We start from the raw sequence: 17027 nt of genomic DNA, 5'->3' as shown, positions 1-17027 counted from the left end.
TCAGTCAAAGGATGGGCGGATTTACTTTTCGCCAAGCGAGAAACCCCCCGTATGGCGTGTGAATATTCTGTGCGGTATAGTAATATTTAGGCGTCAATCAAGACCATTGATTCGGTTTCATGCGTGCATGATTTGGCCTTAAGCGTGGATCATCTACCCAAAATTCTGAACAGCCATGGTAATGCGCGGTGATGGCAATTTCATCATTATCGTTCAATGGTTTTGCCAGCCCGGCAAACTCCTGATTAACAGCGCAGCGCACACAATCTTCGTCCATTTCTTGTGCCCAAGCCCCTCCACGCAAACTTAACCATGCAAGTAGACCGGAAAGCGTCAACGAGTCTTCCGGAACATCTACGGTTTCCTGTGATATGTTCAAATTATCTCTCGGCTTACCAAAATACACTATCTCAAATTTCATGATTTTCCCTGGAAAAATAATTCATAATAAACTCGGCCACTTCCTGCGGCGCATCAATATCAAGCACAGGTAGCGGGAATTTATCTTTGCTATTTGTCACAACTGCGATAATACCCGGTTCAGTAGGATATAGACTGTCAGCCCCAGTCTCTTTGCGATGCACTTCCAGTTTTGGTATGGCTGCATGCTTGTAACCCTCTGCCAATATAAGGTCATAGGCTGAGAACCGTGAACAGAGATATTCCAGGCTAGGTTCCGACTCATCGTTCAACTCGTGCATTAACGCCCATCTTTGCGCAGAAACAATCAACACTTCGCTTGCACCTGCCTTGCGATGGCGGTAGGTATCTTTACCGGGTTTATCAATGTCAAAATCATGATGAGCATGCTTGATAACGGCAATACGCAAGCCTTGTGCAGTTAAAAAAGGAATAACTTTTTCTAGTAACGTCGTTTTGCCACTACCGGAATAACCTGCGAAACCAATTATTTTTTTTTCAAACATAAATTTATTTAAACGCGCGTGACTGATTGGTAGTGGCAGCGTAGCCTACAGTGAACCCATCCGTCAAGACAGACGTCAATCTTCATTAAACTCGACTATATAACTCCAGCGCAACAGCACTACGCCATCTCATTCTTGCTAACCCGCAAGCCTATCCTCACACCGGTTTTATTGAAGATCTAATCCCACATCTTGATATTACAACTCAAAGCTTGATACTCCCATGCTGCATTGATGAATTTTGTGCCATCGAATAAAAGTTATATTTTTTCTTCAGTCTCTAACGACCTACAAGTTGTCATGTAAAATATCAGCCAGACTATGAAAACTAGACATGCATTATCCAACGAAATAATCTTCCAATTTTCGAATACCGGTTTCGCATGGGTCAGCAACCCTTATGCAAGCTTATCCATTTTGAGAAACTACTGCGCAACCCAATTTTTCTTGTATGAGACGACTTTGTGAATCCAGCAAAACGCCAGGAAATTTTTCTACGACTGCAAGCTGCCAATCCGCACCCAACTACTGAGCTGGAATACCACTCGGCGTTTGAGCTCCTGGTGGCGGTAACTCTCTCGGCTCAAGCTACCGATATCAGTGTAAATTCCGCCACCCGGCAATTATTTCCTGTGGCAAATACTCCACAGGGCATGCTTGATCTGGGCGAAGAAAAATTGCGCGGCTATGTGCAGCGCATTGGCCTTTACAAAACTAAGGCTAAACACATCATTCAAACCTGCCGACTATTATTGGAAAATCATGGTGGCGCAGTGCCTCAGACGCGCGCGGCGCTGGAAGCGCTGCCGGGCGTGGGACGCAAGACCGCAAGCGTAGTCCTCAACACTGCCTTCGGCCAACCCACCATCGCAGTGGATACACACATCTTCCGCGTATCCAACCGCACCGGCTTTGCTCCCGGCAAGTCCGTGCTGGAAGTGGAACAAAAACTGCTCAAGTTCGTGCCGGACAAATTCAAGCATGATGCACACCATTGGCTGATCCTGCATGGACGCTATATATGTCAAGCACGCAAGCCCAAATGTGGTATTTGCAGCATCGTTGATCTGTGTGAATACCGACACAAGGAAATATAATGTTCAATCCCAGCAGAGATGAAGCCCGAATGTTTCTCATCGATACTTGGCGCAAGCGTCGCGCAGGCACTTTGCTCTCGCCACTTGAAGACCTCGCTGCACAGCTTATCGAAAAGCATCCTGCATATTACGCAATACTGGAAAACCCGGAACGCTATCAAGATAAAGACTACTCACCGGAGCAAGGCACGACTAATCCCTTCCTGCACCTGATGATGCACCTCACCATCGAGGAACAGATTTCCATCGACCAACCGCATGGCATTCGCATGCACTTTCAGCGTCTTGTCGCACATCATCAATCAGAACACGACGCTCAACATCGCATGATGGAGTGCCTGGGTGAAATGATCTGGCAGGCGCAACGGCACGGCACGGCACCCGATGCAAATGTATATTTGAATTGTCTGGAGGAGAAATAGTGGCTAATCGTTTAAGCAAAATCGTCACCCGCACCGGAGATAACGGAAGCACCGGACTAGCCGATGGCACGCGCGTGGAAAAATATTGCGCACGTATTCACGCTATCGGCAACATAGATGAACTCAACAGCCACCTCGGCGTACTGCTCGCTGAAGCCGTACCCGATGACGTGCGCGACTTGCTGTTACATGTTCAGCATGACTTATTCGATCTCGGTGGCGCGCTGGCATATCCAGCTGCGCAATTTACCGAAGACAAGCTTCTGCATATGGATACCGCCATTGCTCACTACAACGCCGACCTGCCGCCACTTAAGGAATTCATCCTGCCGGGTGGAACCCGTGCAGCGGCACAATGCCATGTAGCGCGCACCGTGGCACGCCGCGCTGAAAGAGACTTCGCTGCACTCGCTCAGCTCGAAACCGCGCCACAATATGCCTTGCCCTACCTGAACCGTCTTTCTGACTTATTGTTCGTACTGTGTCGTGTACTCAATCGTGCAATGGGACAAGAAGAAACTTTATGGCAAAGATGCTGAACTATCTCCTACTAATACAGGTGGCTAGCGCAGCCTGACGCAACACCAGCGGGGAGAAACGAGATGTAGTTGTTCCTCTCTTGCTGAATTTGCAAGCCTAAAACTGACCGGCTAAAGCCTGTGGTTTATACATTGCAATTGAACAACTAAGGTATTCATCGACTTTTTTGTGAGGTACGAAGAACTTGAATCCGCCTGACCAATCGATCGTCTATCAGGTGAACATGTTATTCGAATTTGAATTGAATTATTTTTGCTACCTGGCTCCAAAGTGAAAATCGCAGTCATTGATAGGTTCCGTGACTTTACAATTTGCGGGATCGCATTGCATTATCTGACTAGCATTATCTATAAAACACGCTTGAAAGCATTTATAAATTCCATTTTACAGACTGTTCAAGTGAGACTACGCAGTTTAGGTATCAGGAAGTCGATTATTTTTACATTCATTCCAGTTTGTACCACTAACATTTTATGAACTCAACATATTAAAATATTAAGGCGATGTAAATGCTAACTTATTTTATGAAAAATAAACTTGGCATAGTTTGTGCTTATCTAATTACTTATACAAAGCAGCAAACGTTTTATTCTTACTCTGAATTTATGGATAATTATCGTGTCACATAAGCATGTTTGAGTTTCGGCACGATTACCGGTGTAACTTAACATTATTAATGTCCAATATTCGAAAACATTAAAGCGCAGAAAGAGTTCAATTTTAACTAACAACCTAGGAGATCAACATGCTTAAAAAATCATCATCCATATATTTGATTGCTATTCTGAGTGCCCTCATGGTTACCCCTGCACAGGCTCGCACGCGATCCTTTGTCTCTTCATACGGAAATGACGCCAATCCCTGCGGCCCCTTCGCACCATGCCGACAGTTTGACCGGGCAATAGACGTGAGCGATCCCGACGGCGAAGTGGTGGTGCTCGATTCTGCCGGCTTTCTTCCCGTCACGATCAGCAAGTCAGTCTCGCTGACGGCACCTACTGGTGTCTATGTAGCCATTTCCGTTTTAACTGCTGGAACATCCGGAATAACGATCGCCACTCCTGGTGTAAATGTAGTGCTGCGTGGCCTGATCATTAATGGCCTGGGCGGTGACAACGGGATTGTGATGAGCGGCATCGGCAATCTTTCGATTGAGAACTGTGTCATTTCTAATTTTTCAGGTGCTGGCCAAAATGCTATTTCAGTCAATGCGGCAGTATCGGTGCGAATAGTCGACACTCTTATTCGCGACAATGTTACTGGCATTAAGCTTCAGGCGGGTGCAGTCACCGACATTTCGGGCTCGAAATTTCTCGGTAATGACACCGGCATCTACACTGCAAGCACTTCTAGCCCGTTCTCGAGTACCACCATCAGCGATACCATCGTGACTGGAGGTGGGACTGGCATTGAAGCAATTTCAAGCGGCAGTGGAAGTGCCCAGGTACAAATGATTCGTTCGTCAGTAACAAATAATTTAACAGGCATCAAATCATCTGCTTCTGGCGGAACTGCCTCGGTCACATTCAGCGAAAGCATGGTGACCGGAAATGTGGTTGGATATTCACAAGGTTCTGGCGGATCGCTGATATCACTAGTTAATAACACCATAGCGAATAACGGTTCTAATACTGGTTCACTTACTCCGCTTCCGGGAGGTCTCCAGTAAAACTGGCCGATCCGTGGATACCCAAGGCTCCCGGACAAGCTCGCAACCTTAACAATCAGGAGATTGATATGTTTAAATTCTCATCCATATGTTTGATTGCTATTATGAGTACCGTAATGGTTACTCATGCTCAGGCTCGCTCGCGTTCCTTTGTCTCTTCTTACGGGAATGATGCCAATCCCTGTGGCCCCTTCGCACCATGCCGACAGTTTGACAGGGCAATAGACGTGACCGATCCAGACGGTGAAGTCGTGGTACTCGATTCTACCGGCTTTCTTCCCGTCACGATCAGCAAGTCAGTCTCTCTGACTGCACCTACTGGTGTCTATGCAGCCATTTCTGTTTCAGCCGCTGGGACATCTGGAGTGACTATCGCCACTCCTGGTGTAAGTGTAGTGCTGCGCGGCCTGACCATTAATGGACTGGGCGGTGATAGCGGAATTTTAATGACCGCTGGCGCCAAGCTTTCAATCGAAAATTGTGTCATTTCTAATTTTTCGATTATTGGTAGTTCATCTAACCAACTCGGCGTTTTAGTCCAAACACCAGCAACGGTGAGAATGGTTAACACCCTTATTCGAGACAATGATATAGGTATTCAACTTCAAGAGGGCGCTACAGCCGACATCTCTGAATCGAAGTTTCTTGGAAATTCAACTGCCGGCATCTTTGCGTTCAATGAAACAGCTGGCACGACCACGACCGCAGCTATAAGCAATACTATCGTGCTAGGAAGTGGAATCGGAATATACGCACGTGTAATCACCCCCACCGCCTCATCAAAAATAGACATAAGTCGTTCGATAGTTTCAAGTTCTGGCGTAGGCATTACTGCCGAAAGTCCAGCTTCAGTTGGAGCCGCCTCGGTTAGTATTCGCAAGAGCATGGTGACAGGAAGCAGCAATTTCGGGTTATGGAATATCGATGGAACGCTGATATCTTACGGCAATAATACCCTGTCGAATAATAGCGTTAACGTAGTCGGCACATTAACCACAGTAGCCCCCCTCTAAACCGGCTTCCAGGTGCACTCAAGGTATCTGGAACTGTATATTGTCAGATTGGTATGATTGAAAAATGGCTTCCGCAAATACTGTGGGCTGATTAGGGAAGCCATGTGATCCGCATAGGTGGAGCTTTTCAATGAATGCCACTCGGCTTTGGCTCCGCATTACCATGCAACCAGACACATTGATGCAGCGGCAAAAGCGAGTAAAGATGGTTCCGTTAATTCACAAGCGCGCCATTAGATACTTCTCTCCAATACTTTTCTGTATTCCAGCTCAAGCTCATCAACATACTGATCGATATCCATAGGCCGGACAGCGGCTTCTGATAGTTTTTCTAATAGGTCGTGGTCGTCTAATAACCGCATGATCATTTGAGCCAATCCAGATGCTGAACCTGGGCTAAACAAGAGTCCATTTTTGCCAGGGTCAATGACGTCTGATAATCCTCCAATGTCTGATGCAATGAGAGGGCAACTCGCTGCCTGAGCAGATAACGAGACCAACGGCATATTCTCATGCCACAAAGAAGGAATAACCAAGGCATCGATTCCATCCAGTATTGCGGGCATCCTCGCGTTCTCGAAAGTGCCGTAAAATTGTATTCTTTCGTCATTCTGCACAAGCATACGCAGACCTTTTATATAGGCGGAATCTCCAGCTGCTGATTTCCCATATATTTTTATTTTGACAGCAGCATCCGCAGGTAAAAGCTTGCTCGCTTCAACTAATACATGGAGTCCCTTGTGAGGCAAAATCGAGCCGATAAAGCCCAGCACCAAAGGCCTATCTGTTCTCTGCCGGATACGTTTTACATATCCATGACTCTTGATTCCAAATGGCAGCACTCGAAATTTCCCGCCCATTATTCCAGCAGTCTCAAACATTCTTTTAGCATGACTGGAAGCGACAAAAATTCTTTCCAAGAGGAGGAGTCTGGCTCCAATTATTTCACTTCTTCTTGCCAGAGCCTGAACATTGCCGACACTGCCTGAAGGCTTTATGTTAGATCGCTTGAGATAACACATGATGCGTTCCACGACATATGTAGGAATGGAGTTTACGATTCCGGCTACCCATTTTGGCTGAGATATCTCAGTCACATGCTTAAGGCAGTTTGCGCCACCGTGAGCTGGCCCATCGCACATTTTTTCATTAGGCAACAGTAGCGTATGTGCGGGACAAACATACCAAAAATCTGTTGCAGTTAGAAACGCAGGTATTTTTCTTTCCTTGCATGCATCAATTGTTTTAATTGATAGCCGCTCCAGATGATGGAAATGCACCACATCCGGTTCGATCTCTACTAGCAGCTGACGAAACCGGGCTTCAAAAACGGGGTTGTCATAGTCATTTTGCATGACACTGCTTTGGCCTCTCAATACAGTACGTCCATGCCTGAATCGAATAACACGGATGGAATCGACTTCATACTCATCAAACTGATTAATGTCGCCTAGCTCATCCTTTTCAGGATAGCCTGTCACGACCGTAACAATATGCCCCCTTTGTTTCAAGACAAGTGCGACACTTAGAACGAGCGTTTCCGTCCCGCCAAAATTCTCGGGCAAAAACACATGCGTCGTCAAAAGAATTTTCATCGTTTAAATTTATGGCCCTGTAACCACCATATTCCAGCGCCTCGTCTATTCGCGAGCAACCGAGTACATCAACACTTTTACATCAGCCGCCTACTGAGGAAAAAATTGATGAACCGTAAGAATAATTTTCATTTAATAAAAATGTTGAGATCGGATCAAGTATCCAACATTTCCAATTCACGCTTCATCCACAAGACTGTACGGGCAATTCCCTCTCTTAATGGCACCTCTGGCGCCCACTCCATCTCATGCATGGCCAGAGAATTACTGAGTACACTTACCGGAACGTCAAATGGCCGCCCCGACAGATAGCGACGCTCAATGGAGGTATCTAGCACATCCTCTAACAACTCAATAAGCGCATTTAAACTGGTACCGGTGCCCGAGCTTATATTGAATACGCTTTTCGACCCAGAATAGCTCACGGCTTTCGCAAAAGCATCGGCAACATTGCTGACGTAGAGATAATCCCTGGTTACGCTGCCGTCGCCCCAAATATCAATAGGCAACCCATTTAGGGCGCGATGCATAAAAACACCGACTGCCCCTTGTGCTGTCTCAACTCGCTGCCGTTCTCCAAATGGATTGGAAACTCGCAGGATAATTGCCTTGATTCCATGCAACCGCTCATACATAAGAAGATATTTTTCGATGGCAAGTTTTGTAATGCCATAAGAAACCTGTGGCTCCGTTGGGTGGCATTCATCTATGGGCAAATACGTTGGGGAACCATATACCGTGCCGCCAGAAGAGATAAAGATAATCTTCGGTACATTGCGTGCAACCATGGCGTTGAGCATCTGCAACGTTGCCACAAGGTTGCTCTGAACATCATAGATCGGATCATCGTTCGAACTTTTAGGGAGCGTGGTGGACACTAGATGGAAAATAATATCGGCGCCATCTATCGCATCCACCATATCATGAGTGCTGAGCATTTCGCCCACCATCCACTCTACCTGTTCGTGTGCTTCAAACTTGCGAAATGGCTCAACGCGAGGACGCTCGAAAATCCGGATGGTATGCCCATCGCGCAACAAACGGTCGACAATGGCCGAGCCTATAAAGCCCCCACCGCCAAAAATAACGCATTTCATAAATACCTTATCAGACTAAAGCAAGTTATAAATTTACCCTAATAGGGCAACGCTTCCACCAACGGCGCGGTGGTCAATTCAAATTCACGCCCCAGAAAGTCCGAGTAAGCCAAGCGAATCCCATCATAGACTGATGTGCCGGCTTGCCAACCCAACTCTCGAGTACGCGAAATATCCATTAGTTTCCTAGGCGTACCATCCGGCTTGCTTTGGTCATAAATGATTTTGCCTCCGTAACCCACCGCCTGTTTGACTAGTTCTGCCAGTTCTTTGATCGTAACGTCTTCACCCACGCCAATGTTGATTACCGGCGATAGCCCAAAATTACGATTTGCCGCAAGCAATGGCTGGAATTTGTCATCAGCCAAGTTCATGAGATAGACACAGGCATCAGCCATATCGTCACTGTAAAGAAACTCCCTTCTAGGATTCCCAGTACCCCAGACGGTGACATTGGTCGCACTGCTATTTTTCGCCTCATGAAATTTGCGGATAAGCGCAGGTAGCACATGAGAGTTGTTGGGCTCATAGTTGTCACCAGGACCATAAAGATTGGTTGGCATTACAGCCAGATACTGCGTGCCGTATTGCCTGTTGAAGCTCCAGCACATCTCGATTCCGGCGATTTTGGCCAAGGCGTAGGGGCGATTTGTTGATTCCAGCGGGCCGGTAAGGAGGTACTCCTCCTTCATTGGCTGGGGGCAGTCGCGAGGGTAGATGCAGCTCGAGCCCAGAAACAACAAGCGCTTGACCTGGTTTTTGTATGCGGCGCGAATGATGTTGGTCTGAATGGCCAGGTTCTGATAGATAAAATCGGCCGGATAGGTATTGTTAGCGAGAATGCCGCCCACCTTGGCAGCCGCCAGGAAGACATGGTCGGGTTTTTCCTGCTCAAAGAAAGCTTCCGTCTCTGCCTGATTGGTAAGGTTGAGTTCGGCATGGGTTCGGGTAAGCAAGTTGATATAACCTCCTGCCTCCAGTCTGCGCATAAGGGCCGAACCAACTAAACCTCGGTGACCTGCTATGTAAATTTTATCTTGCAGTTTCATAAACAAATTCCTACTCGTGGCAATTCAGGACCGAATAGCCATGTTTCTTGACCAGTTCATCTCGCTCGGCGGCCTTCAAATCCTCGCTCACCATTTCAGACACTAATTCATCGAATGTAATTTTGGGTGACCAACCGAGTTTTACCTTGGCCTTGGTGGGGTCGCCAAGCAGGGTTTCAACTTCAGTGGGGCGGAAGTAGCGCGGATCGACGGAGACGATGCATTGGCCGGAGTGGTCATAACCTTTTTCATCCACGCCCGTACCATCCCAGCGGATCTGCATACCAAGTTCTTTGGCAGAGGCATTCACAAAATCGCGCACACTGTATTGCACACCGGTAGCAATGACGAAATCTTCCGGCTTGTCCTGTTGCAGCATAAGCCACTGCATTTCGACGTAGTCCCTGGCGTGGCCCCAGTCGCGTTTGGCATCCAGATTGCCGAGAAAAAGGACATCCTGCAGCCTGAGTTTGATGCGCGCCAAAGCACGCGTAATCTTGCGTGTGACGAAGGTTTCACCCCGTACCGGAGATTCGTGATTGAACAATATACCGTTGCAGGCATACATGCCGTAGGCTTCCCGATAATTGACCGTGATCCAGTAGGCATAAAGCTTGGCGACCGCGTAAGGCGAGCGGGGATAGAAAGGTGTAGTTTCTTTTTGCGGCGTTTCCTGCACCAAGCCGTAAAGTTCGGAGGTGGATGCCTGATAAAAACGGGTCTTCTTTTCAAGGCCCAGGATGCGGACTGCTTCCAGCACGCGTAGCGTTCCCAAGGCATCCGAGTTAGCGGTGTATTCGGGTTCTTCAAATGAAACCGCAACATGGCTTTGTGCCGCCAAGTTGTAAATTTCATCCGGCTGCACCTGCTGAATGATGCGGATCAGGCTGCTGGAGTCGGTCATGTCGCCGTGGTGCAAAACGAAGTGGCGATCTTTCTCGTGCGGATCCTGATACAGATGATCAATCCGGTCGGTATTAAATAACGATGTGCGACGTTTAATGCCATGCACAATGTAGCCTTTTTTTAACAGAAATTCAGCCAAGTAAGCACCATCCTGGCCAGTAATACCAGTAATCAGAGCTATTTTTTTCATATCATTTTGTCCAACTTAAAATTAATGCTCGCCACTACGGAAGGTGGTAGCTAAGTTCATATGCTCGTCAGAGTTATATACTCGACAGAAAAGATAAATTCAGAATAAATAAAAATTATCTCTGCCAGATAAAGCCTCCACTCCACACGAAGCGCTTTTTATCAAGTGACAGACGGCCAGTAACGTTAATTAGCCTCATTAAATGCCACCGACAATCTTCCCACTGCCAACAATCTTACTTTCATTGGTCATTTAAAAGATCCATCCGCGAGCTATTCAATTGTAGCCTGACCAGTGCCTGCAACCAACGACCAATCATATCTGTCCTGGTAATTGTGGCGTTGACCTGCATTTTTTGAATCAGAGTTATCCTGGCACTACTTACACTACTGCATTTCTCTGGCAGCTTCAGAATCATCGGATTTACCACACCCCTGAATAAGCAACCATTAATATGAGACATACAAAGCAATAGCGCAGCTTAGTGATGAAAACAAAGTACTCCTATAAATTAAAGCCAATGGATAGAAATTTCAATTTTAAAATTGTTTAAGGTAACAATTGCTAATGGAGAGTCTTCTTTTAAACATATTTAATATTACGACGCAGCGACACTACCCATTGCAAAGCAGACCAAATACCAAGCACCCCAAACACAACAAAAAATGGCAAAATCGGCAGCAGGTAACGAGTCTGTAATCCGTTCCAAGAACTCGAATCCAGCAATGCCAAGAGAAAAACTCTCGAGACTATCACGACTAAAGTCAAAGCAGCCACCATTGGAATGGTGCCCCGATTTGTCAAGCCCCTACCACGAATAAACAAAAAAGATAAGAACCCTGCTGGTAGGAGCATCCATCCAAACCAAGACCATACTTTCGACATTGGCGTGATCAAGATATCTGCCCTGTGCTTCTTCGCACTGTTGGATAATCGATCGACTCCTATCAATGCGCCCGAAATATCCGGTATGGCTCGCATCGCGCCTTCGTGCAGGTCAATCAGAGGAATATGCGACTTCTTTCCATTTTCCTGACGTATCCAAAGTTCCGTAGGCATACCTCCATTTGGAGAAGCAAGGGCAAAAGAGATGGCGCCTGGTACGTCTGGGCGAATCGGACCCTCAAGAACTTGCCATGAATAAGTCGAATCAATCGTGCCGAGACCAACCCACGTACCCGCAGGGAGAGTCATCCAAGCAACCATTGAAAAACTTGGGAGAGGAGAACGGCGCCCCACAATCGTAATATAGTGATCGTACTGGATAGCTGATGCATTCTCCGCCGGCGGCGCGCTCGCCAGATTCGCGACTGTCGGATCCACGAGTTGTCGAACCTCGCCAACCAACGCATCAGGTAAATCTGGAAGCCATTTAGTCACATCAGGGTCGACAAATGGCAGTATTACCCGCCTTTTTGGCAATTGCCCGGAGTCAAACGCCCTCTCCAGCTCCTGTGCCATGGCGAAATATTTCCGCTCAGCTGTTGATGCATTAACATGCCAGCCAGCCGCCGCCGCTGCATCACGAATCGTCCAATAAAACCACCCGTTTGCAATCTCGCCGGGCACACCAGAAAAAGTGGAGGAATATCTTGCGACTTCTTGGCCCATCGGTCCATCCAGATACGGCTTGAGTTCAGAGAAGGTGAGACTTTGAGCATAGGCCTTTGCTCTTGTCTGCGCCGTTACCGTAACATACTTGGGCGTCGAACCTGTTGGGTCTACCGCATTCAGGGCGTTGACAGCACGGGTATACCCCGGCGCCGCAAGTTCATAGCGAGCGAATACGCCCCAGCGTAAGTAATTGGCCCCGGCCAAAACCATCCCCAAAAATATTGTTGCAACAAGTGGAGCTACTATTAAAGGATATCCTAAACGGAATTTAGACATTCCACCCCAAAAAACATTTCGCTTAAATGCCGACAGAAGAGCAAGAAGGAATAACGCGGGGAGTAGGACAACCCCCTCCTTACGAATGTGATAAGCCCCAGCGAAAGCCAGAGCTATAGCAATTACCACACAGATGCGCCGCAAATTACGAATATTCGGCACGTTTCGTAAATTCCAGAGCTCAATGTATCCAGCCAGCGACAGCGCAGATAATACGGCCATTAAGTTCTCGGACAAAGCCCGGTCAAACAAAACGAAACTATACGGGTGAAATATCAGGAAAATATAAATAACAACGCCCGGCCATACAGATTTCAAAAACCGTGCAACGGAATATCCGAGATATACGCTAGAGATTATCCACGCCAAATCAATAGCCAATCGTGCTGAAATTCCAAGAAGAGACACTCCCTTCAACCACATGGAGTAAACGGGCAGCTGGGCGAATGCCATGTGACTGTAATTGCCACCGTATATCCATTGCAAGGCTCTAGACACAAACCAATAATCATCATACGGCTGATTGAGCGCAAGAATATCGCGATCTCCACCAAGCATTAGTCGAATGCAACAAGACAAAATAATAAACAACACTAGTAAGTGGCTCGTGCCGTTTTTAATCGGATTATCGTTTAAAAAAAACTTCATTCATTGACCTATTGAATAACTAGCAGCCTGTCGGACTTAAAGGAAATCGGCTGCAAATTGAGCGGAGCGGTGTATATTTCGCCGCTTCTTTGGGCAAAAGAACAACTATTACCCTGCAAAATCATCAAGTTGGGTTAGCAGGAATTTCGCCGTAAGGCGAAAGCTCGCAAAATCTACCCTCGTTCAGCTCAATTTTCGCTAAGATTCTTTAAGTCCGACAGACTGCTAGATAACTCCGCTTAAATTTAATGATCCAAGCTATGGAGAATTATTCCTTAAATACTTTGGTCGAGGACTGCTAGTTTCGTTGGAACAAAATAGCAATACATCGATGGTAGGTGTGGAAGGAATAGCTAACCAATACTCCAGATAAGACAACCATGAGAACCAACGCGGAAGTAAGATAGCGTACTTCAACATCCCATCCCACGGCATCAACCAAGGTATAAAATAAAAATCTCTGTATCAACAAGCCTGCAATAAGTACTGATACTGCTAATAACAGAGTTTCTGCCTGTTCACGCCCAACAATTCTCTTCTGCAAAACGCCAGAGATTATTGCCAGTACGAAGATTACAGACAACAAAGCAGGAGATATCTTTTCAAATGCATCCGCCAACCATTTTTGTGACTTTTGTCTGATATTTTGCGGAGTAGCCAACTCGCTTCTACCATTAGAGTCAATGCCTTGGATAAGAACTCTACCTGCCGAACCCCGCTCAATATGTGATACCTTATTGACGACTAAAGGAGGAGTTATAAGGTGTGAATTATCCGATAAGAAGTAGCGCATGACTATTGTATCTCCCGGAACTTTGGGCAATATTACATGGAATCCAAAAACTTCTGGATCAGTAAGTCCTTCAGCAGTAAATCCTTGAATGACATCGGGTCGGGCAATCTGATTCGTTGTGAACCAACGCGTGCTGGCTATGCCCATCTTTGCCTCATAAACGCCAACCTCTGCGCTTGCAATAGCATCAGCACCGCGATCTGCTATAGCCCATCCCTGCACTTGACCGCTATAAACTGACGTACTAATAAGAGATGTACGTCGTAAACAGGCTAAATCGAAAAGACTAGACTCAAAGTTGCTATCAGGCTTATACCTGTACGACTTAAATAAGCCTCTATAAACTGCGTTTGAGCTATCCGATAAACGGCTCAGGAGACCATTTACATTACCTCCAAGCAATGGGTGAATCACAAACCCTTTATTGAGGATCCCACGCTCAAATGACTGTCTTAGCTCAAGATTAGTATTGAAATAAAATTCATTCAAGTCCTTCAACGTTTTATTGGGTAGTTCTTTAAACGCGGCATCGTTAAACACATGCCAGACCCAACCTGCGCCGATTTCACCCACAGGAAAGCCTGCCCGTAAACTTGCGATTTGGTACATATTATTTGGGTCTTCAATATGCTCCCGCAATCGTTTCAGAGTGGGGCTGGCAAGGTAGGCGCTTTCTCTTTGGGCCTTAGTGATGGGTACCCGGTTGATTGATAGAGCTTTAGTCTCGATAGAGGCCAGCTTCAGCAACAAGTCCATATGAGAAGGAAGCGTCATAATAGTTCGTGCAAATACACCCTTGGTAATAAAGTGGAAGGTCGAAACGCTGCCTGCGACAGAGAACGCACCGAGCATTAATACAGTCGAGCAAAATGACGCCTCAAGAATCACCTGCTTTAGCTGCCTATTTGGTTTCTGAATAAAGAAACGACATACGACGAACCAGATAATCCATCCAATCACCAAATAATCTTCGTTTCTGGTAATCAGCATCCAACCAAGTACAAACGCAAGCATTAGCAACCGCATCCAGAATAAAAGCTTTGAAGAATCTGAGTCAAGTAAGGCTGCGATGGAAAGCGCAAGTGCAATAAGTGTCAGACAGGAAAAAAAACCGTCACTTAGAGCGTGGTCAAAAAGAAAAAAAGTGGCCGGAAGAAAGATAAGTATTCCAAGCAGTATCAGCGCAAAGAATCTACCTATCACTCGTGCCAAACTAAAAGCCACGGTCGCTGACGCGAACAGGTACAGAATCTCAATAGCCACCCTTTGCGGCAAACCCAAGCTGGCGCTTAACGCTAGCCAATATGGATAGCCTGCAGGTGCGCCGAGCTCGCGAAGAGAGTCAAGCGACTGGCGAACGTAATTGACCGAATCATTTGGGATGGAAATTATCTCATTCGTTCCAACCAGAACAAGTTTGAGAAAGCAAATTGCCAATATGGAGTAAAGAAAAAGTTTGTGACTGTGGCTTTCATTCTTAATATTCGTAAAGTCTTTCTTAATCATATCCGCTCATTTATCGGTAAGTTAGAAGTAAAATTCCCGAGATTCTTCTCACGCCCAACCAGGTAGAACGGCAGCCCTGTCAATCTCGATAAAACACATAATATTTGAAAAGATAAACCAATTGCTGCTCCGACATGAATATCTAGCAGCCGCAAAAAAATCACATCAAATGCCGCTGTGCCAACACCAAAACCGCCAGCAAAGCCAAAGACATTACTGAATATGGCAAGAGGGAAAACAACAAAACCAAGAATCAGCTGCGGTGACTGAGCAAATGCATAAGTGATACACAAAAGAGCCGCACACCAGCAAATATGGTTCAAAACTGATAATGCAAGAACTGCTATGAGATCACGGGGTTTCTCCCGCAGAGCATTAAAACACTGAATCAGGTTGTAAATACGATGACCGGCAGGAAGTCGCTCCAGAAAAGTGCGCAGCCTCTGGCTATTACACAGGCGCCGCGAACCAACGATTCGAAAAAAAATCAGCGTACCCAGGCACACAGTTATGAGAAAAATCAGTAGATGCCCGCCGCTATTAATTGACAGAACAACCTTCCACCCGACTATGCTGGTTATGCCGGCAAGAAGAAACAAACCTAACAAGCCGAGCACACGATCGAAGGCAACCGCCATGACTCCTTTGGTACGTAGACCCGGGCCAACATGACGTACGATGTACGCTGCCTTGACCACGTCCCCGCCTGAATTACTTGGCATCGCAATATCAAAGAAGGAACCGATCATCGTCCAACGCACCGCGGTGGCGAATGGAGTGACAATTCCCTGGTTGCGCAGAACCAGCCAGAAGCGGTATGACACAATAACGTAGGGTGGCAGCATCAGGACAAATGCCAGCACCAACCAAGTCCAGTTTTCCGCCACTCCTGCAAACACAGTCCAGTCGATTCGATTGAAAGCCACGAGTGCATAGATGACGGCTGCAGCAAGCATTGCTTTCGTCCAGCCCGAAGTCAGAACCCTGGCCCAGAGTGGTCTAACAACGGCCAGAGTGGCAGACTGATTAGTCATTGCGGCGAATCTCATACCAGAGATATCCCAGCAGACGTTTCCCGGTGGGCCATATCTTAAAATGCGTCTCACCGTAGTTTCTCGCTGTTTCTGTGGTAGGGAACTCTGTACGCTTGATTCTCAATTTATATGCGCGCACAACCATTTCTATATCAATCGACAATCCGTAGTCGAGAATTTTCATGCGCGAAAAAGCGCTGCGTTTCCAGCCTTTAAAGCCGTGGAGTACATCCCTGACCCAGCAACCTTCTTTGTGCCACATAACTGCGGCAAGCAATGCCAACCCCCGCACCGCCCATTTACGGGGACGCCAGAGCCCCGCGTCTTCCTCATTGATAGCACCAGCGATTTGTCGGCTGGCAACGATAAGTTCATTGCCCTGTTCAAACAGGGGGCGAAATTTTCTGAGATCTTCGGTTGGCGTGGTAGTTTTAGGGAAGAAAACAACCACGGCATCGCAATTAGAGACATCATTTGCATGCACATAGGCCGCATTCAATCCTCGTTTTGGTTGACGGTGTACAGTGATGCCTTGCGACTGCAAATATTCGACCGTTCCATCTGTGCTGCCACCATCAACAGCATAAATTTCGTCAAACGCGTCCCGTGGAAGTTTAGGCACATCCAGCATGCAACCCTGGAGCTCATTCCA

Annotated in this window: 15 protein-coding genes; 5 read left to right on the top strand and 10 right to left on the bottom strand. The window is 46.8% G+C overall.

Annotated features, from left to right (window positions below):
- Positions 1–97 precede the first annotated feature (97 nt).
- Together MJ769_RS02015 and mobB are read right to left on the bottom strand one after the other, a co-directional pair.
- Positions 98–421: a MoaD/ThiS family protein gene (locus tag MJ769_RS02015; RefSeq protein ID WP_239234183.1), complete on the bottom strand. Its 324-nt coding sequence runs from the start codon at positions 419–421 to the stop codon at positions 98–100.
- On the bottom strand, positions 411–926 hold the full coding sequence (mobB, locus tag MJ769_RS02010) for a molybdopterin-guanine dinucleotide biosynthesis protein B (protein ID WP_239234182.1): 516 nt from the start codon (positions 924–926) through the stop codon (positions 411–413). The genes MJ769_RS02015 and mobB overlap by 11 nt, the downstream gene beginning before the upstream one ends.
- Before the next feature lie 464 nt (positions 927–1390).
- Between mobB and nth the strand changes: the two genes are divergently transcribed.
- The 5 genes from nth (at position 1391) to MJ769_RS01985 (ending at position 5667) form a co-directional block, all read left to right on the top strand.
- Positions 1391–2023: an endonuclease III gene (gene nth / locus MJ769_RS02005; protein ID WP_239234181.1), complete on the top strand. Its 633-nt coding sequence runs from the start codon at positions 1391–1393 to the stop codon at positions 2021–2023.
- Positions 2023–2445 carry a DUF1841 family protein gene (locus tag MJ769_RS02000; RefSeq protein WP_239234180.1) on the top strand — a complete coding sequence of 141 codons (423 nt, stop codon included), beginning with the start codon at positions 2023–2025 and terminating at the stop codon, positions 2443–2445. The genes nth and MJ769_RS02000 overlap by 1 nt, the downstream gene beginning before the upstream one ends.
- Positions 2445–2984, top strand: coding sequence for a cob(I)yrinic acid a,c-diamide adenosyltransferase (locus tag MJ769_RS01995; protein ID WP_239234179.1), 540 nt, complete (start codon positions 2445–2447; stop codon positions 2982–2984). Before MJ769_RS02000 ends, MJ769_RS01995 begins: the two co-directional genes overlap by 1 nt.
- 746 nt (positions 2985–3730) lie before the next feature.
- Positions 3731–4654: a NosD domain-containing protein gene (locus MJ769_RS01990; protein WP_239234178.1), complete on the top strand. Its 924-nt coding sequence runs from the start codon at positions 3731–3733 to the stop codon at positions 4652–4654.
- A gap of 68 nt (positions 4655–4722) precedes the next feature.
- A complete protein-coding gene (locus tag MJ769_RS01985) occupies positions 4723–5667 on the top strand; it encodes a right-handed parallel beta-helix repeat-containing protein (RefSeq protein ID WP_239234177.1) in 945 nt (314 codons plus the stop codon).
- Between the two features lie 233 nt (positions 5668–5900).
- On the opposite strand, the gene MJ769_RS01980 is transcribed toward MJ769_RS01985, so the two are convergent.
- The 8 genes from MJ769_RS01980 to MJ769_RS01945 form a co-directional block, all read right to left on the bottom strand.
- Positions 5901–7262, bottom strand: a complete 1362-nt coding sequence (locus tag MJ769_RS01980) for a glycosyltransferase family 4 protein (RefSeq protein WP_239234176.1) — start codon at positions 7260–7262, stop codon at positions 5901–5903.
- Positions 7263–7417: 155 nt separating this feature from the next.
- Positions 7418–8359, bottom strand: a complete 942-nt coding sequence (locus MJ769_RS01975) for an NAD-dependent epimerase/dehydratase family protein (RefSeq protein WP_239234175.1) — start codon at positions 8357–8359, stop codon at positions 7418–7420.
- A gap of 38 nt (positions 8360–8397) precedes the next feature.
- On the bottom strand, positions 8398–9408 hold the full coding sequence (locus MJ769_RS01970; protein WP_239234174.1) for a GDP-L-fucose synthase family protein: 1011 nt from the start codon (positions 9406–9408) through the stop codon (positions 8398–8400).
- A gap of 10 nt (positions 9409–9418) precedes the next feature.
- Positions 9419–10504, bottom strand: coding sequence for a GDP-mannose 4,6-dehydratase (gmd, locus tag MJ769_RS01965; protein WP_239234173.1), 1086 nt, complete (start codon positions 10502–10504; stop codon positions 9419–9421).
- A gap of 582 nt (positions 10505–11086) precedes the next feature.
- Positions 11087–13042, bottom strand: a complete 1956-nt coding sequence (locus MJ769_RS01960) for a hypothetical protein (protein ID WP_239234172.1) — start codon at positions 13040–13042, stop codon at positions 11087–11089.
- 298 nt (positions 13043–13340) lie between these two features.
- Positions 13341–15341, bottom strand: coding sequence for a hypothetical protein (locus MJ769_RS01955; protein WP_239234171.1), 2001 nt, complete (start codon positions 15339–15341; stop codon positions 13341–13343).
- On the bottom strand, positions 15338–16375 hold the full coding sequence (locus tag MJ769_RS01950) for a lysylphosphatidylglycerol synthase transmembrane domain-containing protein (protein ID WP_239234170.1): 1038 nt from the start codon (positions 16373–16375) through the stop codon (positions 15338–15340). The genes MJ769_RS01955 and MJ769_RS01950 overlap by 4 nt, the downstream gene beginning before the upstream one ends.
- Complete coding sequence (locus MJ769_RS01945) at positions 16368–17006, bottom strand: glycosyltransferase (protein WP_239234169.1); 639 nt, start codon at positions 17004–17006, stop codon at positions 16368–16370. Before MJ769_RS01945 ends, MJ769_RS01950 begins: the two co-directional genes overlap by 8 nt.
- Positions 17007–17027 lie beyond the last annotated feature (21 nt).

The sequence above is a fragment of the Candidatus Nitrotoga sp. BS genome, assembly GCF_927797785.1.
Lineage (GTDB): Bacteria > Pseudomonadota > Gammaproteobacteria > Burkholderiales > Gallionellaceae > Nitrotoga.
Note: the sequence above shows the minus strand (reverse complement) of the source record. Positions and strands in the feature narration are given on the sequence as shown.

Coding starts and splice junctions, on each gene's coding strand:
- MJ769_RS01980 (WP_239234176.1), bottom strand. CDS start 7,262: ATGAAAATTCTTTTGACGACGCATGTGTTTTTGCCCGAGAATTTTGGC.
- MJ769_RS01975 (WP_239234175.1), bottom strand. CDS start 8,359: ATGAAATGCGTTATTTTTGGCGGTGGGGGCTTTATAGGCTCGGCCATT.
- mobB (WP_239234182.1), bottom strand. CDS start 926: ATGTTTGAAAAAAAAATAATTGGTTTCGCAGGTTATTCCGGTAGTGGC.
- MJ769_RS02000 (WP_239234180.1), top strand. CDS start 2,023: ATGTTCAATCCCAGCAGAGATGAAGCCCGAATGTTTCTCATCGATACT.
- MJ769_RS01950 (WP_239234170.1), bottom strand. CDS start 16,375: ATGACTAATCAGTCTGCCACTCTGGCCGTTGTTAGACCACTCTGGGCC.
- gmd (WP_239234173.1), bottom strand. CDS start 10,504: ATGAAAAAAATAGCTCTGATTACTGGTATTACTGGCCAGGATGGTGCT.
- MJ769_RS01985 (WP_239234177.1), top strand. CDS start 4,723: ATGTTTAAATTCTCATCCATATGTTTGATTGCTATTATGAGTACCGTA.
- MJ769_RS02015 (WP_239234183.1), bottom strand. CDS start 421: ATGAAATTTGAGATAGTGTATTTTGGTAAGCCGAGAGATAATTTGAAC.
- MJ769_RS01970 (WP_239234174.1), bottom strand. CDS start 9,408: ATGAAACTGCAAGATAAAATTTACATAGCAGGTCACCGAGGTTTAGTT.
- MJ769_RS01955 (WP_239234171.1), bottom strand. CDS start 15,341: ATGATTAAGAAAGACTTTACGAATATTAAGAATGAAAGCCACAGTCAC.
- MJ769_RS01945 (WP_239234169.1), bottom strand. CDS start 17,006: ATGCTGGATGTGCCTAAACTTCCACGGGACGCGTTTGACGAAATTTAT.
- MJ769_RS01990 (WP_239234178.1), top strand. CDS start 3,731: ATGCTTAAAAAATCATCATCCATATATTTGATTGCTATTCTGAGTGCC.
- MJ769_RS01960 (WP_239234172.1), bottom strand. CDS start 13,042: ATGAAGTTTTTTTTAAACGATAATCCGATTAAAAACGGCACGAGCCAC.